The sequence below is a fragment of the Georgenia halophila genome, assembly GCF_039541595.1.
Window position 1 is genome coordinate 177,590 of record NZ_BAABGN010000013.1, and the last position, 16,276, is coordinate 193,865.

Here is a 16,276-nt window from a genome sequence, read left to right on the forward strand (position 1 = left end):
GACCAAAGCACAACAACCGACAGAGAAGGAGAACACCATGGCAACTGGAGAGACCGGTTTCGACGACGTCCACTACGACCTCATCTCGGTCCAGTACCACGCGCTCAAGGGAGGACACGACTACGGCCAGTACGTCCGTGACGCCCGCAATGCGGGTCTGGACGACGTCGCCGCCTTCTTCGAGCAGGTGATGGCCGAGGACTCGGCACGGGCGAAGCAGTGCCACGAGTTCCTGCGCCAGCTCGGCGGCACCGCCAACACCGAGCCCAAGACCGGCCCCGCCTGACCGGTACTGAGGAAGCCCCGGGTGCCGTTCGGCACCCGGGGCCTTCTCGTGCGTCCAGGGTCAGGCCTCGGTGTGCCCGGGCACCTCGGTCGCGGCCGGACGGGGCCACAGCGCGATCAGGAGCCCGACGACGACGCTGCCGACGTGGAGCCAGTTGTCGGCCATGTTGATGTTGAGGAGATTGGCGCCCGAGGAGTCGACCACCAGGAAGCCGTAGACCGCCGTCGCGCCGTAGCCGACGACGAGGATCCACCCGAAGACGCGGGCGCTGCGGGGCCTCGACCACAAGACCATGCCCAGCCCACCGACCACCACGTGCACGATGTTGTGCAGCGGGTTGATGCCGAACACCCACAGGGTCTGCGACGGGTCGTCCTCGTTGAATCCTGTCGAGCCGGTGAACCCGGTGTCGAAGAATCCGAGGATGCCGACCGCGAGGTACAGGACGCCGACCACGAGGGCGAGCCACTGGTGGGCGGCCGTGCGACGAGCCGTTGTCGGGTGAGACATGATCGCTCCAGGTGCCTGCGGGGACGATGCCACCACTACGATCCCGACGGCGTCGCACGTGCGCACGCCGAGCGTGCCGTTCACTCGACGGGCTTGACCAGCTCCGGACCGTCGTTGTTGACGTTCCCCACGGCGCGCCCCACCGGCCGCGGGTCGAGCTGCGGCGATGGCATGGCGTCGATCATCGAGCGGACGTCGCCGAGGTGGGTGACGCTCGGGTCGAGCCAGTCCGGCACCATGTCCGCCGGCACGACGACGGGGCATCGGTCGTGGATCTCGCCGAGGGTGTCCGTCGCCGTCGTGGTCATGATCGTCATGGTCCACAGCCACTTGTCCGGGTGGTCGTCCGGCAGCTCCGGGTCGGGCCACAGCTCGTAAAGTCCGGCGAAGGCCAGCAGCCCGTCGCCGTGGAGGAAGTACGGCTGTTTGCCGCCGTCGGGCAGCTTCTCCCACTCGAAGTAACCGTCGGCGGCGACGACGCAGCGGCGCCTCGAGGCGGCCTTCTTGAACGAGGGCTTCTCCGTCACGGACTCCGAGCGGGCGTTGATCAGTCGCGCCCCGCTGCTCGGGTCCTTCGACCAGGACGGCACCAGGCCCCAGCGGACGGTGCGCAGCTGTCGGGCGGGCGGCGCCTCGGGCGCGCCGCGGGGTGTACGTTCCAGCACCGTGCGCACGTCCTGCGTCGGCGCGATGTTCCACGACGGCGGCAACTCCTCGCCGACGACGTCGTCGACGTCGAACGCGTCGATGAGGTCGGCGTCCCGTCGGGCGTTGGCATAGCGGCCGCACATGCCGACAGTCTCTCCCCTGGCGCCCACACCGGCGCACCGGGTGCCCATGATGGGAGAGTGGCGAGGTTCACCCGTAACGGCGGCCGCCAAGATTGGCTCTCGGGGTTCGTGATGGCTTATCGTGGTCCTCGGCCTGCTGGTCACGCGGGGCTATGGCGCAGTTGGTAGCGCGCTTCCATGGCATGGAAGAGGTCGAGGGTTCGAATCCCTCTAGCTCCACAATTGTGAAGTGTCGGGACATCGTTCACTCGGTGTCCCGACATTTCTTTGTGTTCGGTGCCTGTGTGTGTCGGGTCATCGTTCCGCTTGTGGGTGGGATGTGTCGGGTGATGGTTCAGGTGGCGGGGCGAGTTTGCTCTGGTAGTCCTTGGCTGGGTCGATGTGGTGTTCGGCGAGGATCTCGCCGGTCTCGCGTGCGATGACCATGGTGTTGGGGCCGTGGACGAGAACGAGGACCGGGGTGTGCTTGTGCCCTGCCGATGCCGAGGTGGCGGAGTTTTCCTGCGTAGCGCAGGGTGATGCGTCCGGTGGCGTCGACGATGTCGTGCCGGGTCCGCCAGGCGTGCTCGCCGATCGTGACGGTGGGGTGTGTTTTCGGGCGGGCGGTGTAGGCCTGCGCCGGGGTGCGCCGGCCGATCCCTCGGTAGGGCCGCTCGGTGTTGTAGATCGGGACAAAGGTCTGAAGCAGCGCGTTCAACGCGTCGATGTCCTCGGGCGGGTCCAGAGCGGCCAGCCAGCGTTTGAGAGTCTGGTGGAATCGCTCGATTTTGCCCTGGGTCGTCGGGTGGGCGACGGCGCCGTTCTTCTGGGTGATGCCGAGTTGAGCGAGCAGGGTTTCGAACCCGTTGGGCTGGGCTCGGTCACCGTCGGCGCCGCGGGCTAGGCGGGTGGTGTAGACCATGCCGTTGTCGGTCAGGGTGGAGGCGGGATAGCCGTGCTCGGCGGTGGCGTGGGTGAACGTGGTGGTGACGGTCTCGCCGGTGATGCGGGCATACGCGCTGATGTGGAGCAGGTAGCGGGAGTGGTCATCGAGCCAGGAGATGATCTCGGTGTCTGTCCCGTCGGCTAGTGGCCAGTGGGTGAAGTCGGACTGCCAGGTCTCGTTCGGGACCTCGGCTTGGAAGCGTCGCCAGGACGAGCGTGGCCGTTTCTGAGGCTGGGGGTCGACCTTGCCCTCGCCTCGCAGGATCCGCCAGATCGTCGATACCGAGGGCTTGTCCGGGCCGCGGAGACGGTCGTGGATGGACTCGGCTCCCGCGTCCAGGCCCGCGCCGGCAAGCTCCTGACGCAGCGCGAGGATCTTCGCGCGGACCGCTTCGGTGGTGGCGTTCGGGTTCGTGTGCGGGCGTCGGGACCTGGGAGCGAGTGCCTCGATCCCGCCTTCGCGGTAACGGGCGAGCAGGACCCTGATCCAGCGGGCGGAGACGGCGAACCGGCCCGCGGCCTCGTTGATCGGCATACCGGCTTCGGTGATCGCGTAGACGATCGCTTCGTTCTTGTTCGTTCTCACAGTCGCCTCGGGCACCCGCGCCTGCGGAACGCAATGCGCCGCTGACGACACCATGCTGACGGACCCCTTCACCGTCACGGGACGTGTGGCCGACCGGCTACTGAGCACCCTGCCACGGCTATTCGTCGTGCCACGAGCCGCGCACCGCACCACAGTGCTGCAACTCCTGGAAGCCGAGGTCCTTCGCGAGGAGCCCGGTCAGCAGGCGATTCTGGACCGACTGCTGGATCTTGTGCTGGCCGGCGCGTTGCGAGACTGGTTCGCCCTCCCCGACCGTGAAGCACATGTCTCGCGCGCCACGCTCGCGCGACGATTCACGGCCTTGCTGGGAGAAACTCCGATGTCCTACTTAAACCAGCTGGCGGTTGTGCATGGCCGCCGAGCTGCTTGAGAGCAACGAAGCAACCATCGCGTCCGTAGCCCGCCAGGTCGGCTATTCCAGCGCCTACTCTCTGAGTACCGCATTCCATCGGGAGTACGGCATCCGCCCGAGTCAGCATCGTCGCGCATCGGCGTCCATGGCGGAATAGGAGCTCATGAGCGTCGCGCGCGCTGGGCGTGGGCGCGCACCTTCATCCTGTTCCCGCAGGTGGCCATGGAACACCACCTCGCTGTCCCGGGGCGGCTGTGGTCGAGCAGAAACAGATTGCACTCGGTATTGGCGCACGCACGCAGACGCCCGGGAAGCTCTTTCAGCACCTGGGACCACGCAAGCACCGCGCGCGCGGCGAGCTGCTCCTCGGGCGGGACGTCGAGCCGCCACCGGATGCCCTCTCGAGTGGCCTCCGGCAGCAGGACAGCGTTGTCGAGGGCAGCGGCGAGGCCCTCGATGGCGTCACCTTCTTCACGGATCATTCCCTGCAGAGCATCGCGCGTCCGCCTCAGATGCAGAGCTTCAGTCTCTGTGCCGGTGCCGCCGAACTGCTCGACGAGCTCCCTGCCGGTGGAGCCCCTCAGCTGCTCGGTGGGCACGCCGCCGACGAGGGGGGCACTGTTAAGCACTGCCAGCAGCAGTTCTTCATCCTCGACCACTGTCACCCTCCGCATCGTCGACCCATGGGCCTGTTGTCTGCCCGACCTCCATGCTAACGTCACCTAACCGTATAAACCATTGTTAGGGGTTAGTCATGGGAGTTGTCCATCATCGCACCACGACCGTCGACGGGCTGGATGTGTTCTACCGTGACGCCGGGCCGCGGGATGCACCCGTGATCCTGCTGCTGCACGGGTACCCCACGAGCTCTCACATGTTCCGGCACCTGATCCCGGCCCTCGCCGATCAGTACCGCATCGTCGCTCCTGATCACATCGGCTTCGGCCGCTCCTCAGCCCCCTCGGCTGAGGACTTCGCCTACACCTTTGACGCTCTCGCAGAGGTCACCGCAGCCTTCCTCCAGACCATGGGGATCAGCAGATACACGGTGTATGTCCAGGACTACGGAGCCCCAATCGCCTGGCGCCTAGCGCTGGCGGATCCCGGATCGGTCGACGGCGTCATCTCACAGAACGGGAACGCCTATGAAGACGGATTCGTCCCGGAGTTCTGGGAACCGATCTGGACCTACGGCGCGGCGCCCTCGAAGGCCAATGCAGAGGGCCTCCGGCCTGCACTCGGACGCGAGGCCATCGAATGGCAGTACACCCACGGAGTTCCGGACACGACCACCGTCGCCCCCGAAGCCTGGGAGCATGACATCGCTCTGATGGCCCGCCCCGGCATCGACCGTGCGCAACTGTCCCTGTTCGCGGACTACGCCAGCAATCGGCTCCTCTACCCGGAGGTCCACCGGTGGCTGCGGAGCTCCGGGGTGCCTGTGCTGGCCATCTGGGGGAAGAACGATGAAATCTTCGGTCCTGACGGTGCCACAGCGTTCCGCCGCGACGCCCCTGATGCACGCGTCGAACTGCTCGACGGCGGCCATTTCCTGCTCGAATCTCATCTGGACGAGGTTGTGCAGATCATCCGGGACTGGCGTGCCAACGTCAGTGCGGTCGCCTGAGCTCGCCCTCCCGCCGTCACCAGACCTGACACGAGGAGTCAGCATGTCTGCTTCAGGGCCGCACGGCCAGGCATCCGGGTGGCAGCGCGCAGAGAACGCGCTGATAGCCGTCGGCATCATCACCGCAGTCATCGCCTGGGGGCAGCCGTGGTGGGTGCTGCTCCTCACCTTCCTCGCCTTCGACCTCTCCGCATTGGGCTACCTGGCCAACCAGCGGGCGGGGGCGTTCTGCTACAACCTTGTCCATAACTACACCGCTCCCGCCGCGCTGATCACAGGATGGGCAGTTGTGCAGATCAGCGGCGCCACTGTCGACTGGCTGATGATGCTCGCCGCCTGCTGGGGATTCCACGTCGCTGTCGATCGCGCCTTGGGCTTTGGGCTGAAGCTCGGCCCGTTCACACATACCCACCTCGGCACCATCGGACAGACTTCCGCACGGTGAGGACTGCAGCATCCCTCCGCGAGCCCGTGAACCGTCCGACGCCGATGTGTCGTCCGACGCCCATGTGCAGCAGGCGGCCGGCGTCGCGTCAGCCGGGTCGCGTGCTGCGTCGTCGTGCGAAGCGTGCCGTCCGCGCTGCCCTGCGACGGCTCGGTTCACCAGGGGATCGGGCCGTCCTCGTTGAAGAAGCCGCCTCGGGGTCCGTCGTCGGGCAGTGTGGCGAGTCGGACCGCGATCGCGGCACCCTCCGCGGGCGTGCGGGGCGCGTCGTGGCCGGTGAAGTCGGTCGCGACGTAGCCGGGGCAGGCGGCGTTGATGATGACCTTCGTCTCGGCCAAGCGGCGCGCGTACTGGACGGTGAGGGCGTTGAGCATGGTCTTCGACGGTGCGTACGCCGCCAGGATCGGGCCGGTCCGCAGCGTCAGCGAGCCCATGTCGCTGGAGATGTTGACGATCCGTGGTGACTCCGCCCGCTGCAGCAGCGGGAGCATCGCATTGGTGACCCGGACGACGCCGAGCACGTTGGTCTCCAGGACGGTGCGGACGACGTCGAGGTCGAGCGTGGTTGGATCCTGTGCGTCGTCCTCGATCCGACCAGCGATGCCGGCGTTGTTGACGAGCACGTCCAGCCGCCCGGTCTCCTGCTCGATCGACCTCGCCGCAGCGGCCGGACTGTCGTCGGTCGTGACGTCGAGGGCGACCCCGAACGCGTCGACACCTGCCGCTCGCAGGCGCTCGACAGCTACTTCCCGCCGGGCATCGTCACGGGCGCCCACGGCGACCTGGAACCCGGCTGCTCCGAGGCCCTCGGCGATAGCGAAACCGATGCCCTTGTTGGCGCCGGTCACCAGCGCCGTTCTTCTGTCGCTCATGCCGTCCATGCTCGACCAGACACGTCCCCGGGATCCAACACCGATTCGATCAGCTGTGATACCCATGGGGTATGACCGGTTGGCTCGACTGATGCGGGAGCTGGAGACTCGGGAGCTGCGCTATTACCTCGCGGTGGCCGAGGAGCTGCACTTCGGACGGGCCGCCGAGCGACTCGGGATTGCGCAACCGCCGCTGTCGCGGGCGATCCGCCAGCTGGAGCGTCGTCTCGGCGTCCGGCTCTTCGATCGGAACCGTCGCGGCGTCGCACTCACGGAACCGGGTGAGGTCCTGCGCCGAGAGGCCGCAGCGGCTCTCGACGCGGTCACTGCAGCCGCGCGCCGCACGCGGCGTGCCGGTGATTCGCGGCGGCCGCTTGTGCTCGCGACGAAGGCGGGAGCATCCCACGAGCTGCTGCGAGCCCTGCTCGATGCACATGCCGACGCAGCCGGTACGGCATCGGTTCAGGTGCTCCTGTGCGAGGTCGGCGAGCAGGCACGTCTCCTGCGCACAGGAGACGCTGACGTGGCACTCATGCATCGTCCGTTCGACGACCTCGCCGGATTCGACACCGAGGACCTTCTCACGGAAGGACAGGTGGCGATCCTTCCCGCAGCGCATCCGCTGGCCTCCCACGATCAGCTGACTCGCGCGGAGGTCGAGAACGTTCCGGACCTGCCGATCGCACGATGGCCGCGACTGGACGGCACCTATCCCGACGGCCCCGGACCGGAGGTCCGAACCCAGTCCCAGCTCGCGCAGCTGGTGGCCCTCGGCCGGACCCTGCTCGTCATCCCGGCCTCCAGCCGCGCGTGGCAATGGCCTGAGCACGTCGCGGTGCCGGTCGCCGACGCACCACCGGTCACCACGGTGCTCGCCTCGGCTCCCGGCAACCGCACCAGGGACGTTGCAGCGCTCGTCCGCACAGCCGCCGGTCTCGGCGTCACCGACCGCGGAGCGACCGCCGCCCCCTAGCGTCTTCACCGGCGACGCCCGAGGTCGAGCTTCCCTTCAGTCGATGCTGCCGGGACGGACGACGCCGCTCTCATAGGCGAAGATCACCGCTTGCACGCGGTCCCGTAGGGCGAGCTTGGCCAGCAGGTTGCCGGTGTGGGTCTTGATCGTCGTGGTCGACAGGAACAGGCGCTCCGCGATCTCGACGTTCGACAGCCCCTCGGCGACCAACCGCAGCACCTCGAGCTCGCGCGGGGTCAGGCTGGTCAACCGCGGGTCGCTCCCGTCGGGACCCGGTGCCGTTCCGGCGGCCGGCAGCCGTCCGGAGAACATCTCCAGCATCCGCTGCGTGATCCGGGGCTCCACGACGGCGTCACCGGCAGCGACCGCGCGCACGGCAGCGACGAGCTCGGCGGGCTGGGCGTTCTTGAGGAGGAATCCGCTGGCCCCGGCCCGCAGGGCACCGAAGGCGTACTCGTCCAGGTCGAAGGTCGTCAGCACGAGCACCCGCGTGGCCGGATGCGCCTGCACGATCCGCTCGGTGGCGTCGATCCCGTCGCCGCCCGGCATCCGGATGTCCATGAGCACCACATCCGGCGACAGGGACGCCACCTGCTCGAGCGCTATCCGGCCGTCCGCGGCCTCGCCGACGACCTCCAGCTCCAGCTCCGTCTCCAGCACCATCCGGAAGCCCTTGCGCAGGAGCGCATGGTCGTCGACCAGCAGGATCTTGGTCACTGTCCCTCCCGTCGCCGCTGCTCTGCGGACCGATCGACCGGCAACCTCACGGCCACCCGCCAGCCGCCAGCCGCCATGGGGCCCACCTCCGCACGCCCGCCCAGGATCGCAGCACGCTCGTGGATCCCGATCAGGCCACGGCCGCTGCCGCTGGTCCGATCGACCGCCGACGCTGCTGCCTGACCGGCACCGTCGTCCAGCACCTCGATCTCCACCGCGTCCCGGGTGCGGGCGATGCGCAGCAGGACCCGCCCGGCGTCAGGGGCGTGGCGCAGGGCGTTGGTCAGCGCCTCGGCGACGATGCGTTGCGTCGCGAGGACGACGGGCCCCGGCGCCTCGACGTCGAGACCCGAGGCCGTCACCGGTAGACCCGCGGTACGGAACCGGCTCACCAGCGCGGTCAGATCCGCCGTCCTGTCGCTCGGGTCCGGCACCGGCTCTTCCAGTGCAGAGAGCACACGCTGCATGTCAGCCAGTGCGGCCCGCCCCGTCTCCGACGCCTCCCGCATGGCGGTCTGCGCCTGCTCGGGCGACCGGGCCGCGACCACGGCCGCGCCGTCGGAGAGGGCCACCATCACCGAGATGCTGTGCGCGACGACGTCGTGCACCTCACGGGCGATGCTGGTGCGCTCGCTGACCCGGGCCATCAGGATGCCCTGCTCGCGCTCACGAGCGTGCGCTCGTGCCTGGGACGCCAGCGCGGCTCGCGTCTGACGCCGACTGCGCACACCCAGCCCGATCGCGACTGCGCCGAGCTGCAGCACTGCGGCCATGGTCGAATCGAGCACACGGGAGGCGTCGGAGGCGAGCCGTGCCCTGTCGTGGCCGGTCCACGTCGAGGTCGGCCACGAGCCGGGTGGATGATCGGGCGCCGTGCCGAACTGGCTCAGGCCCGCGACCACATCGAACGCGTCGAGGCTCAGCAACGACATCAGGGTGACGGTGATGGCGGTGACCGCGGCGACGACGGTGGGCCAGGTGGGCGCCGGTGGCCAGCCGGCGGCGAGCGCATAGAGCGCCAGTGCCAGGCCGACCAGGGTGGCGCCGGGCGCGCCGGTCACGGCGAGCGCAGCGATGGCGAGCGCCGTCATCACCCCCACCACGAGGACCGGTCGACGTCGTCGCCACCACAGGGCGATCGTGCCCAGCACGCCGGTGACGGCCGAGACGAGTGCGACCAGCAACGCCGTGGGGGAGCCCGGCGGATGCGTGTACCAGATGACCGTCGGCACCAGGTAGGCGCCGGTCATGAAGGCCGCGATCGTGAGGTACGTGAGGCAGACGATCCGGTCGGCCAGCTCCGGCCTGGCGGCGAGCGCCAGGCGGACCCGCCTCAGCCGTTCCCGCACGATCCTGTGCGATGCTCGACGCGCTCGGGTGCCACCCGTGAATACTGCCAGGCCGCGGTCAGGCATCGCTGCGGTGCAACCTGACCGCGGCGGCCGTGAGTGCGAGGGCGGTCCAGCCCAGCAGCACGCCGTAGCCCTGCCACGGTGTCAGGCCGGTGCCGAGCGGTGCCACCGTCGCGGCGACGCCCACGTCGGGTGTCGCGACCAACCGACCCGCCCATCCTGGGAGGACCGCGAGCGCGGCCGTCGACCCGATCATGGTGAGCGCCTGCTCCAGCAGGAACAGCAGCCCCACGGCCACGACGAGGCCCGCGGCCGGACGGCGTGCGAGGGTGCCGACTCCGGTGCAGAGCAGCGCCACCGCCACGAGGTAGAGGACGAAGCCCCCCAGCACCCGCGTCGTCTCCCCGTCGGAGAAGTCCAGCGTCAGGTCCACCCGGTGCCGGAACGGCAGCACGGCCAGGTAGGTGACGGTGAGGGCCGCGATCCCGCTCAGCGCCGCGACCACGCCGACCGTGATGGTCTTGGCGGCGATGACCTGGAGCCGGCGGGGCACCGCGAGCAGCGTCGCGCGGATGCTGCCGGTGAAGTACTCCGAGGAGCTGACGAGCACACCGACGTAGATCACCGGCAGCTGAGTGGCCACGAGGGCCATGGTCAGCAGGTGCAGCAGGCCGGGCGGTTCCGCCGACAGGTCGTAGCCCGCGTCGTAGGCGACGAAGCAGGCGACCGCGGCGTTGACGACGACTGCCGCCAGCACGCTGCACCACGTCGAGGACAGGGACGCGGTCTTGCCCCACTCGGCGCTCAGCACCCGTGCGAACGTCACGCCACGGCGGCCGGGCAGGCCCACCGGTGCGGCCAACGTCGTGCGCACTGTCCGACTCGGCATTCGATCCTCCGGCCGACACTCAGATGTCATGGCGACGCAGCCGAAGTCCGGCTACCAGCGTCATGGCGACCGCCCACGTCGCCGCCACGGCGAGGCTTGTCCACGGGTCCGCAGCGAGCGAGCCGACTTCTTGCATCAGGGCGATCTGCTCATCGGTCGCGGTGACCACCTGACCGGTGTGTCCGGGCAGTAGGTCGGCAACCATGCCGACCCCATCAGGCGCGGCGAGGAGGGCGAAGTCCAGGACGTAGATGATGAAGGCCACCAGGATGGCGGCCGTGCTTCGGCGCAGCAGCATCCCGAGGCCGAAGCAGAACACGGTCGCGGCGACCAGGTACAGGGCGCTGCCGACCCACATGCGCGTCGTCTCCGCCGTCAGCGTGACCGACAGTGCCGGGCCGATCCCACTGACAAGCGTGGCGGCGGCCGACAGCCCGAGCGCCGTGACCGCGGTGACCGCCGCGATGGCGGTGGTCACGGCGGTCTTGGCGACGAGCACCAGCGTCCGGTCCGGGACGGCGACGAACGTGGACCCGGCGCTGCGGCTCGAGAACTCCCCGCTTCCCAGCAGCACCCCGAGCAGCAGCAGCGGGAACTGCGTGATCGGCAGCGTGCTCGTGACGAAGTAGGCGATGCTGCCGTAGCCATCGGCCCCGACGAGCGGGTCGTTGCCGCTGAGGAAGGCCATGCCGGTGCCGAGCAGCACCATGCAGGCGACCGTCCAGCGGACCGAGCGCAGCCCCCAGGCCTTGAACCACTCCGATGTCAGCACGCGCCCGAAGGTGGCACCTCGACGAGCCGGCAGCCCGACCGGGACGGGAAGGGCCGCGGCGGTCATCGGGCGTCCGCCTGGTCGGTCGTCGTGCTGGCCCGGTACTGCACGGCGTCGGCGGTCAGATTCAGGTAGGCGTCCTCCAGCGTTCCCGATGTGGTCGACAGCTCCAACAGGGTGACCCCCAGCCGGGAGGCGAGCGCGCCGATCTCGCCCGCGGTGCTGCCGGCGACCTCGAGCGTCCCCGGCTCGGGCACGGCGACGGCGGCTCCGGCGGTCCTGAGCGCCTGGGCCAGCCGCCCGGGATCGGTCGCGCGTACGCGGACCGAGCCCGCGCGGGCGGTCTCCGCCACCAGGGTCGCCACGTCTTCGTCGGCGAGCAGCTTTCCCCTCCCGATCACGACGACCCGGCCGGCCGTCTCGGCCAGCTCGCTCATCAGGTGCGAGGAGAGGAAGACGGTGCGGCCCTCCTCGGCCAGCGCGCGGAGCAGGTGCCGGATCCAGCGCACACCGTCCGGGTCGAGCCCGTTGACGGGCTCGTCCAGGATGAGGGTGGGTGGGTCGCCCAGCAGGGCGGCGGCAATTCCGAGCCGCTGACCCATGCCCAGGGAGAAGCCGCCGACGCGCCGCCGAGCGACCGACTCCAGGCCGGCGAGGCCGATGACCTGCTCGACGCGCGCCCGCCGCATGCCGTGGGTGCGGGCGAGCCCCATCAGATGCCCGAACGCCGTCCGGCCCGGATGGGCGTTGCGGCCGTCGAGCATCGTGCCGACCTCCTGCAGCGGTGCCTTCAGGTCGGCGTACCGGCGCCCGTTCACCGTCGCCGTGCCGGACGTGGGCCTATCCAGCCCGACGATCGCACGGATCGTCGTCGACTTGCCGGCGCCGTTGGGCCCCAGGAACCCGGTGACGGCGCCTGGTCGGACGGCGAAGGTCAGGTCGTCCACCGCTGCCGTGGCGCCGTAGCGCTTGGACAGGTGTGTCACCTCGATCATGAGTCCAGCTCCAGTTCCCGCCGACGGTCGGGCCGGCGACGTCGACGACGCTAGGAGCGTTCGGTGGCGGACAGAACGTCCCCGACGACGAGATCGGGCGCCGTCCGCCTCCTCCTCAGGGAGGAGGTGAGTAGGTCCCGTGGGCCGCTGGCAACGGCCACTTTGTCGGGTTCGCGTGCGCGGACAAGGACATAGGACGCCGAGGTGCCGGGTTGTCGTGTGAGTATCGTCGGCCGGGTGAACGCCACACCTGACCGGGTCGACGCCATCGTCGTCGGCAGCGGGTTCGGTGGCGCGGTCACCGCCGCACGACTCGCCCAGGCCGGATTCTCGGTCACGGTGCTCGAGCGCGGCCGGCGTTGGCGGCCGGGAGAGTTCCCCCGCAAGCCCGACCTCAAGACCGGTTGGCTGTGGCAGGTCGACGGCGGTCTGTACGACATCCGTTGGCTCGACCGGATGGGCACGGTCCAAGGCGCGGGGTGGGGCGGCGGGTCGCTGGTCTACGCGAACGTGTTCGCCCGGCCGGCCGAGTCGTCGCTCGCCGGACGGTGGCCGCCTGAGCTGCGCCGCGACGAGCTCGATCCCTACTACGACCTCGCCGCCCACATGCTCGACGTCCGTCCGGTGCCCGAAGATCCCGGCACGGGGCGACTGCCCGATCGGACCCGTCTGTGGGACTCCGTCGTGGAGCAGATGGAGATCTCGCCCTCCACCGTGCGTCCAAACGTGGCGGTCCGGTTCGGTGACCCGGAGACCTGGGCGCCGAACCGCCACGGAGTACAGCAGCGGGGCTGCGCGTTCGTCGGTGAATGCGTGCTCGGCTGCAACCACGGCGCGAAGGCCTCGCTCGACCTCAACTACCTCGCGGTCGCGGAGCGCGCCGGTACGCAGGCCGTCACCGACGCCGAGGTCCGCCGCATCGAATCCGACGGCGACGGCTGGGCCGTGCTGGTGGGCGACCCCGCGGAGCCAGGTCGTCCGCTCGTCCGACACACGGCGCGGCACCTCTTCCTGGCTGCCGGCGCGGTGGCCACCACCGAGCTGCTGCTGCAGGCCCGCGATACGGAGGGCACCATGCCGTTGCTTTCCCGGCGGCTCGGGCACGGGTTCTCGGGAAACGGAGACTTCCTCGCCCTGAGCAACATCCGCGGCGCCACGGGCGACCTCACGACCGGCCCGACGATCACCACCACCACGGTGCTGGACGTGTTCGAGCGGTCCCGACCGGTGTGGTTCCAGGTGCAGGACGGCGCTGTGCCACCCGCCGTCCTGGGCCTGCTCGACGTCCTGCTGCCGTTTCCGCGTCTCCGACGGTGGTTGCGTGCGGTGCGTCGGTACGACGTGCGCAAGAACATGGCCCTGCTGTCGATGGGGCACGACGCGGGTGAGGGTGTGCTGGCGCTCGACGAGCGCAATCGGGTCAACCTGCGGTGGCGGAACCGCCGCCAGGCGCGGCTGTATCGGGCCGAGGAGCGGGTCGGTCCCGCCGTCGCGCGGTTCTTCGGCTCACCCGTCCGGTCGGCGCTCACCTGGTCGCTGCTGCGACGTGCGGTGACCGTCCATCCGCTCGGCGGCGTGCCGTCGGGTCCGGATGCCGAGAGCGCCGTCGTCGACGGCAAGCGGCAGGTGCATGGCTATCCCGGTCTGTACGTGATGGATGGCTCGGTCATTCCGGCATCGACCGGCGTCAATCCGTCCGCGACGATTCTCGCGTCCGCGGAACGTTCGATCGAGAGGATCGTGCGAGACATGACGGGCGATCCCGATTGGCGGGCACCGGAGTGGCCCGACGTGCGCCCCCGCCCGGTGCCCGAGGACGCCGCCTTCGCGTGGATGGCCGAGCGCCGCACTGCCACGGCCGGGGACGGAGTGCGCTTCGCCGAGCGGATGAGGCCTCTGGACGTGGGCGGTCCGGCCCTGCGACTGGACGGCCACATCCGCAGCTTGGACCGGTTTCGTGCCGATCCGCAGCACCGCATCCCCGTACGTGGGACGCTCGAGCTCGACGTGCTCGGCGGTGCGCACGGCGTGGACGGCACGCTCGCCCTGTTCCCGCACGAGGACGCCGTGCTCATGCGTTACGAGCTCGCACTGACTGATCACGACGGGCGGCCCTGGACCGTGACGGGCACGAAGCGACAACTGCGCCGGGGACCGACCGCGCGCCTCCGCGCGCTGACCAGACTGCACCTCCAGCTCAGCAGCCCGGGACGGGAATCGCGGCGAGCCGTCCTCGTGCTCGACGCCCACGACGTCCGCCGGCTGGGTCTGTCACTGCGGGGCGAGGGGTTCACGGCGGGGCGGCGGATCGCGGCGCTGGGGAAGTTCGCGGGCTTCTTCGCAGTCCGCGCCGCCGCCGGTGCCGTCCGCCGGGAGCGCGGTCCAGTCAGGCCATGACCCGGGCCGGGCGCCACCCTCGTGCCGAGCTGACGAGCGCGAGCTCCTCCGCGGTGCGGACGTCCTCGACGCTCAGCGAGCGCTCGGCCAGTGCGCCGCGTTCGAGCAGCAGCTGCCGTCCCACGCCCGGCAGGCACCCGTCCTCCACGGGCGGCGTGAACCACGTCCCGTCGATCCGGGCGGCGAGATTGGCGATCGTCGACTCGGTGACACGGCCGTCCGCGTTGACCAGGAGCACGTCGTCGGCCGCCGGGTGGCGCCGCCGGGCATCGGTGTAGGCGTCGCGGATCGTCGTCTTGTGATAGACGAACCTCGACACCTCGACCGGCGTCGTGTCGATGACGACGCCGACGGGCGTTCCGTCGTCGGGTGGGAGATCACGGGTCCGCACGTCCGCGGTGCCGTCACGGGCCAGCTCCACGCGGACCAGGCACGTGCTGGGAACCGGCCCCGTCACGGCACGGACGCGGTCGAGGACGGCCGAACGGTCGAGACGGAAGTGGAAGTACTCCGCCGATGTCTGCAGCCGATCCAGGTGCCGGTCCAGGTTCACCGGGCCGTCCGGGGTGACCGCGAAGGTCTCGATCAGACCGAAGACCGCCTCGCCGGACGGATCGAGCACCCGGGACTTGGCCCGGATCTCGCGATACTCGTCGTCCGCGGCGGATCCCCACGTGATGCCGCCGCCCACGCCGTACACGGCCGAGTCGTCCGACCGGTCGACCACGACGGTGCGGATGGCGACGTTGAAACGGGCACGCGTGGGGCTGCCGACGGGCGCGACATAGCCGATCGCGCCGCAGTAGACCCCGCGAGGGCTCGTCTCGAGCTCGTCGATGAGCTCCATGGTGCGGATCTTCGGCGCACCCGTGACCGAACCACAGGGGAACATCGCCCGGAAGATGTCCGGCACGGTGGTGTCAGGCGGAGTCTCACCAGACACGGTCGAGGTCAGCTGCCAGACCGTCGGGTAGCGCTCGACGGCCATCAGGTCGGTGACCCGGACGGAGTCGGGATCGGCGACTCGTGCGAGGTCGTTGCGGATGAGATCGACGATCATGACGTTCTCGGCGCGGTCCTTGCCGCTCGCACGCAGGAGCCGCCGCGCCTCGACATCGGCGGCGGTGCTCAACCCGCGCGGTGCTGTGCCCTTCATGGGCACGCTGGCGAGCGTGCCGCCGGACCACTCGAAGAAGCACTCCGGGCTGGCGCTCGCGATCACCCACCGGCCGAGGTCGAGGAACGCGTTGTAGCCGCCGCGCTGGCGTGCGGCGAGGTCGCGGTAGAAGGTGAACAGGTCTCCCGTGACCGTGGAGGTCATCCGGGTCGTCAGGTTGCACTGGTAGGTCTCGCCGTCGGCGATGGCGCGACGTACCGTACCGACGCGTTCGGCGTGCTCCGCCTCGGACCACTCGAGCGTCCACGGCTCCGCTCGGTAGGGGAGCCGGGCGGCGTCCGGCCCGCCGGCATCGCCGGGGTGCTGCGCCAGCCCGAACCACACCAGCGGCAGGCCCGACGGCGGATCGCGCCGGGGGAACGCGTCGTCCAGACCGGCCGCCGCCTCGTAGGCCACGAACCCGTACGCCCACATCCCGTCGGACGTGGCGCGCTCGACCTCGGCCAGGGCGGGCAGCACCTCCTCCGGCGTGCGCGCGACGATCTCGCCCTCGAACGCGTCGAACTGCAGGGCCTGCCCGGACCGCAGATCGTCGAACCGGGCCACGACGGCGGGTTCGCTCGGGGTCACGGCAGGATTCCTTGTTCGGG

At 69.9% G+C, this 16,276-nt stretch carries 15 protein-coding genes, 1 tRNA gene and 2 pseudogenes; 7 read left to right on the forward strand and 11 right to left on the reverse strand.

From position 1 onward, the window contains the following. Positions 1-37 precede the first annotated feature (37 nt). On the forward strand, positions 38-286 hold the full coding sequence (locus ABD907_RS16990; protein WP_345217716.1) for an acyl carrier protein: 249 nt from the start codon (positions 38-40) through the stop codon (positions 284-286). A gap of 60 nt (positions 287-346) precedes the next feature. Here ABD907_RS16990 and ABD907_RS16995 read toward each other — a convergent pair whose 3' ends face one another. Both ABD907_RS16995 and ABD907_RS17000 read right to left on the reverse strand, forming a co-directional pair. Further along, positions 347-796 carry a DUF4383 domain-containing protein gene (locus tag ABD907_RS16995; protein ID WP_345217718.1) on the reverse strand — a complete coding sequence of 150 codons (450 nt, stop codon included), beginning with the start codon at positions 794-796 and terminating at the stop codon, positions 347-349. 80 nt (positions 797-876) lie between these two features. After that, the gene (locus ABD907_RS17000) at positions 877-1,587 is read right to left on the reverse strand and encodes an SOS response-associated peptidase (RefSeq protein ID WP_345217720.1); all 711 of its coding nucleotides are present in this window, start codon (positions 1,585-1,587) and stop codon (positions 877-879) included. Between the two features lie 146 nt (positions 1,588-1,733). Here ABD907_RS17000 and ABD907_RS17005 point away from each other — a divergent pair. Further along, positions 1,734-1,806: transfer RNA gene (locus tag ABD907_RS17005), tRNA-Ala, on the forward strand. A 75-nt stretch (positions 1,807-1,881) separates the two neighbouring features. Here the strand turns inward: ABD907_RS17005 and ABD907_RS17010 are convergent. After that, positions 1,882-3,046: pseudogene (locus ABD907_RS17010) on the reverse strand (IS481 family transposase). A 49-nt stretch (positions 3,047-3,095) separates the two neighbouring features. On the opposite strand from ABD907_RS17010, the pseudogene ABD907_RS21295 reads away from it, so the two are divergent. After that, positions 3,096-3,627: pseudogene (locus ABD907_RS21295) on the forward strand (AraC family transcriptional regulator); the annotation flags it as partial. 4 nt (positions 3,628-3,631) lie between these two features. On the opposite strand, the gene ABD907_RS17020 reads toward ABD907_RS21295, so the two are convergent. After that, on the reverse strand, positions 3,632-4,135 hold the full coding sequence (locus ABD907_RS17020) for a CGNR zinc finger domain-containing protein (protein WP_345217724.1): 504 nt from the start codon (positions 4,133-4,135) through the stop codon (positions 3,632-3,634). Between the two features lie 89 nt (positions 4,136-4,224). Here ABD907_RS17020 and ABD907_RS17025 point away from each other — a divergent pair, with 89 nt between their 5' ends. Continuing rightward, entirely contained in the window at positions 4,225-5,097 is an 873-nt protein-coding gene (locus tag ABD907_RS17025) for an alpha/beta fold hydrolase (protein ID WP_345217726.1), read from the forward strand. Positions 5,098-5,140: 43 nt separating this feature from the next. Then, a complete protein-coding gene (locus ABD907_RS17030; RefSeq protein WP_345217728.1) occupies positions 5,141-5,542 on the forward strand; it encodes a DUF4260 family protein in 402 nt (133 codons plus the stop codon). A 155-nt stretch (positions 5,543-5,697) separates the two neighbouring features. Here the strand turns inward: ABD907_RS17030 and ABD907_RS17035 are convergent, their stop codons facing one another. Continuing rightward, complete coding sequence (locus ABD907_RS17035) at positions 5,698-6,423, reverse strand: SDR family oxidoreductase (RefSeq protein WP_486334115.1); 726 nt, start codon at positions 6,421-6,423, stop codon at positions 5,698-5,700. An 82-nt stretch (positions 6,424-6,505) separates the two neighbouring features. On the opposite strand from ABD907_RS17035, the gene ABD907_RS17040 reads away from it, so the two are divergent. Then, positions 6,506-7,387: a LysR family transcriptional regulator gene (locus tag ABD907_RS17040; protein WP_345217731.1), complete on the forward strand. Its 882-nt coding sequence runs from the start codon at positions 6,506-6,508 to the stop codon at positions 7,385-7,387. Between the two features lie 36 nt (positions 7,388-7,423). Here ABD907_RS17040 and ABD907_RS17045 read toward each other — a convergent pair whose 3' ends face one another. The 5 genes from ABD907_RS17045 to ABD907_RS17065 all read right to left on the reverse strand — a co-directional run bounded on the left by ABD907_RS17045 (position 7,424) and on the right by ABD907_RS17065 (position 12,112). Then, the gene (locus ABD907_RS17045; protein WP_345217733.1) at positions 7,424-8,104 is read right to left on the reverse strand and encodes a response regulator; all 681 of its coding nucleotides are present in this window, start codon (positions 8,102-8,104) and stop codon (positions 7,424-7,426) included. Then, positions 8,101-9,453 (reverse strand): sensor histidine kinase, encoded by a 1,353-nt coding sequence (locus ABD907_RS17050; RefSeq protein ID WP_345217735.1) that lies wholly within the window; start codon positions 9,451-9,453, stop codon positions 8,101-8,103. The genes ABD907_RS17045 and ABD907_RS17050 overlap by 4 nt, the downstream gene beginning before the upstream one ends. Before the next feature lie 58 nt (positions 9,454-9,511). Beyond that, positions 9,512-10,345: a hypothetical protein gene (locus tag ABD907_RS17055; protein ID WP_345217737.1), complete on the reverse strand. Its 834-nt coding sequence runs from the start codon at positions 10,343-10,345 to the stop codon at positions 9,512-9,514. Between the two features lie 19 nt (positions 10,346-10,364). Then, a complete protein-coding gene (locus ABD907_RS17060) occupies positions 10,365-11,117 on the reverse strand; it encodes a hypothetical protein (protein WP_345217739.1) in 753 nt (250 codons plus the stop codon). Between the two features lie 62 nt (positions 11,118-11,179). Continuing rightward, entirely contained in the window at positions 11,180-12,112 is a 933-nt protein-coding gene (locus tag ABD907_RS17065; protein WP_345217741.1) for an ABC transporter ATP-binding protein, read from the reverse strand. 237 nt (positions 12,113-12,349) lie between these two features. Here ABD907_RS17065 and ABD907_RS17070 point away from each other — a divergent pair, with 237 nt between their 5' ends. Then, positions 12,350-14,509 carry a GMC oxidoreductase gene (locus ABD907_RS17070; protein WP_345217743.1) on the forward strand — a complete coding sequence of 720 codons (2,160 nt, stop codon included), beginning with the start codon at positions 12,350-12,352 and terminating at the stop codon, positions 14,507-14,509. On the opposite strand, the gene pabB is transcribed toward ABD907_RS17070, so the two are convergent. Beyond that, positions 14,499-16,256, reverse strand: a complete 1,758-nt coding sequence (pabB, locus tag ABD907_RS17075; RefSeq protein WP_345217744.1) for an aminodeoxychorismate synthase component I — start codon at positions 16,254-16,256, stop codon at positions 14,499-14,501. The two genes, ABD907_RS17070 and pabB, sit on opposite strands and share 11 nt — an antisense overlap. Positions 16,257-16,276 lie beyond the last annotated feature (20 nt).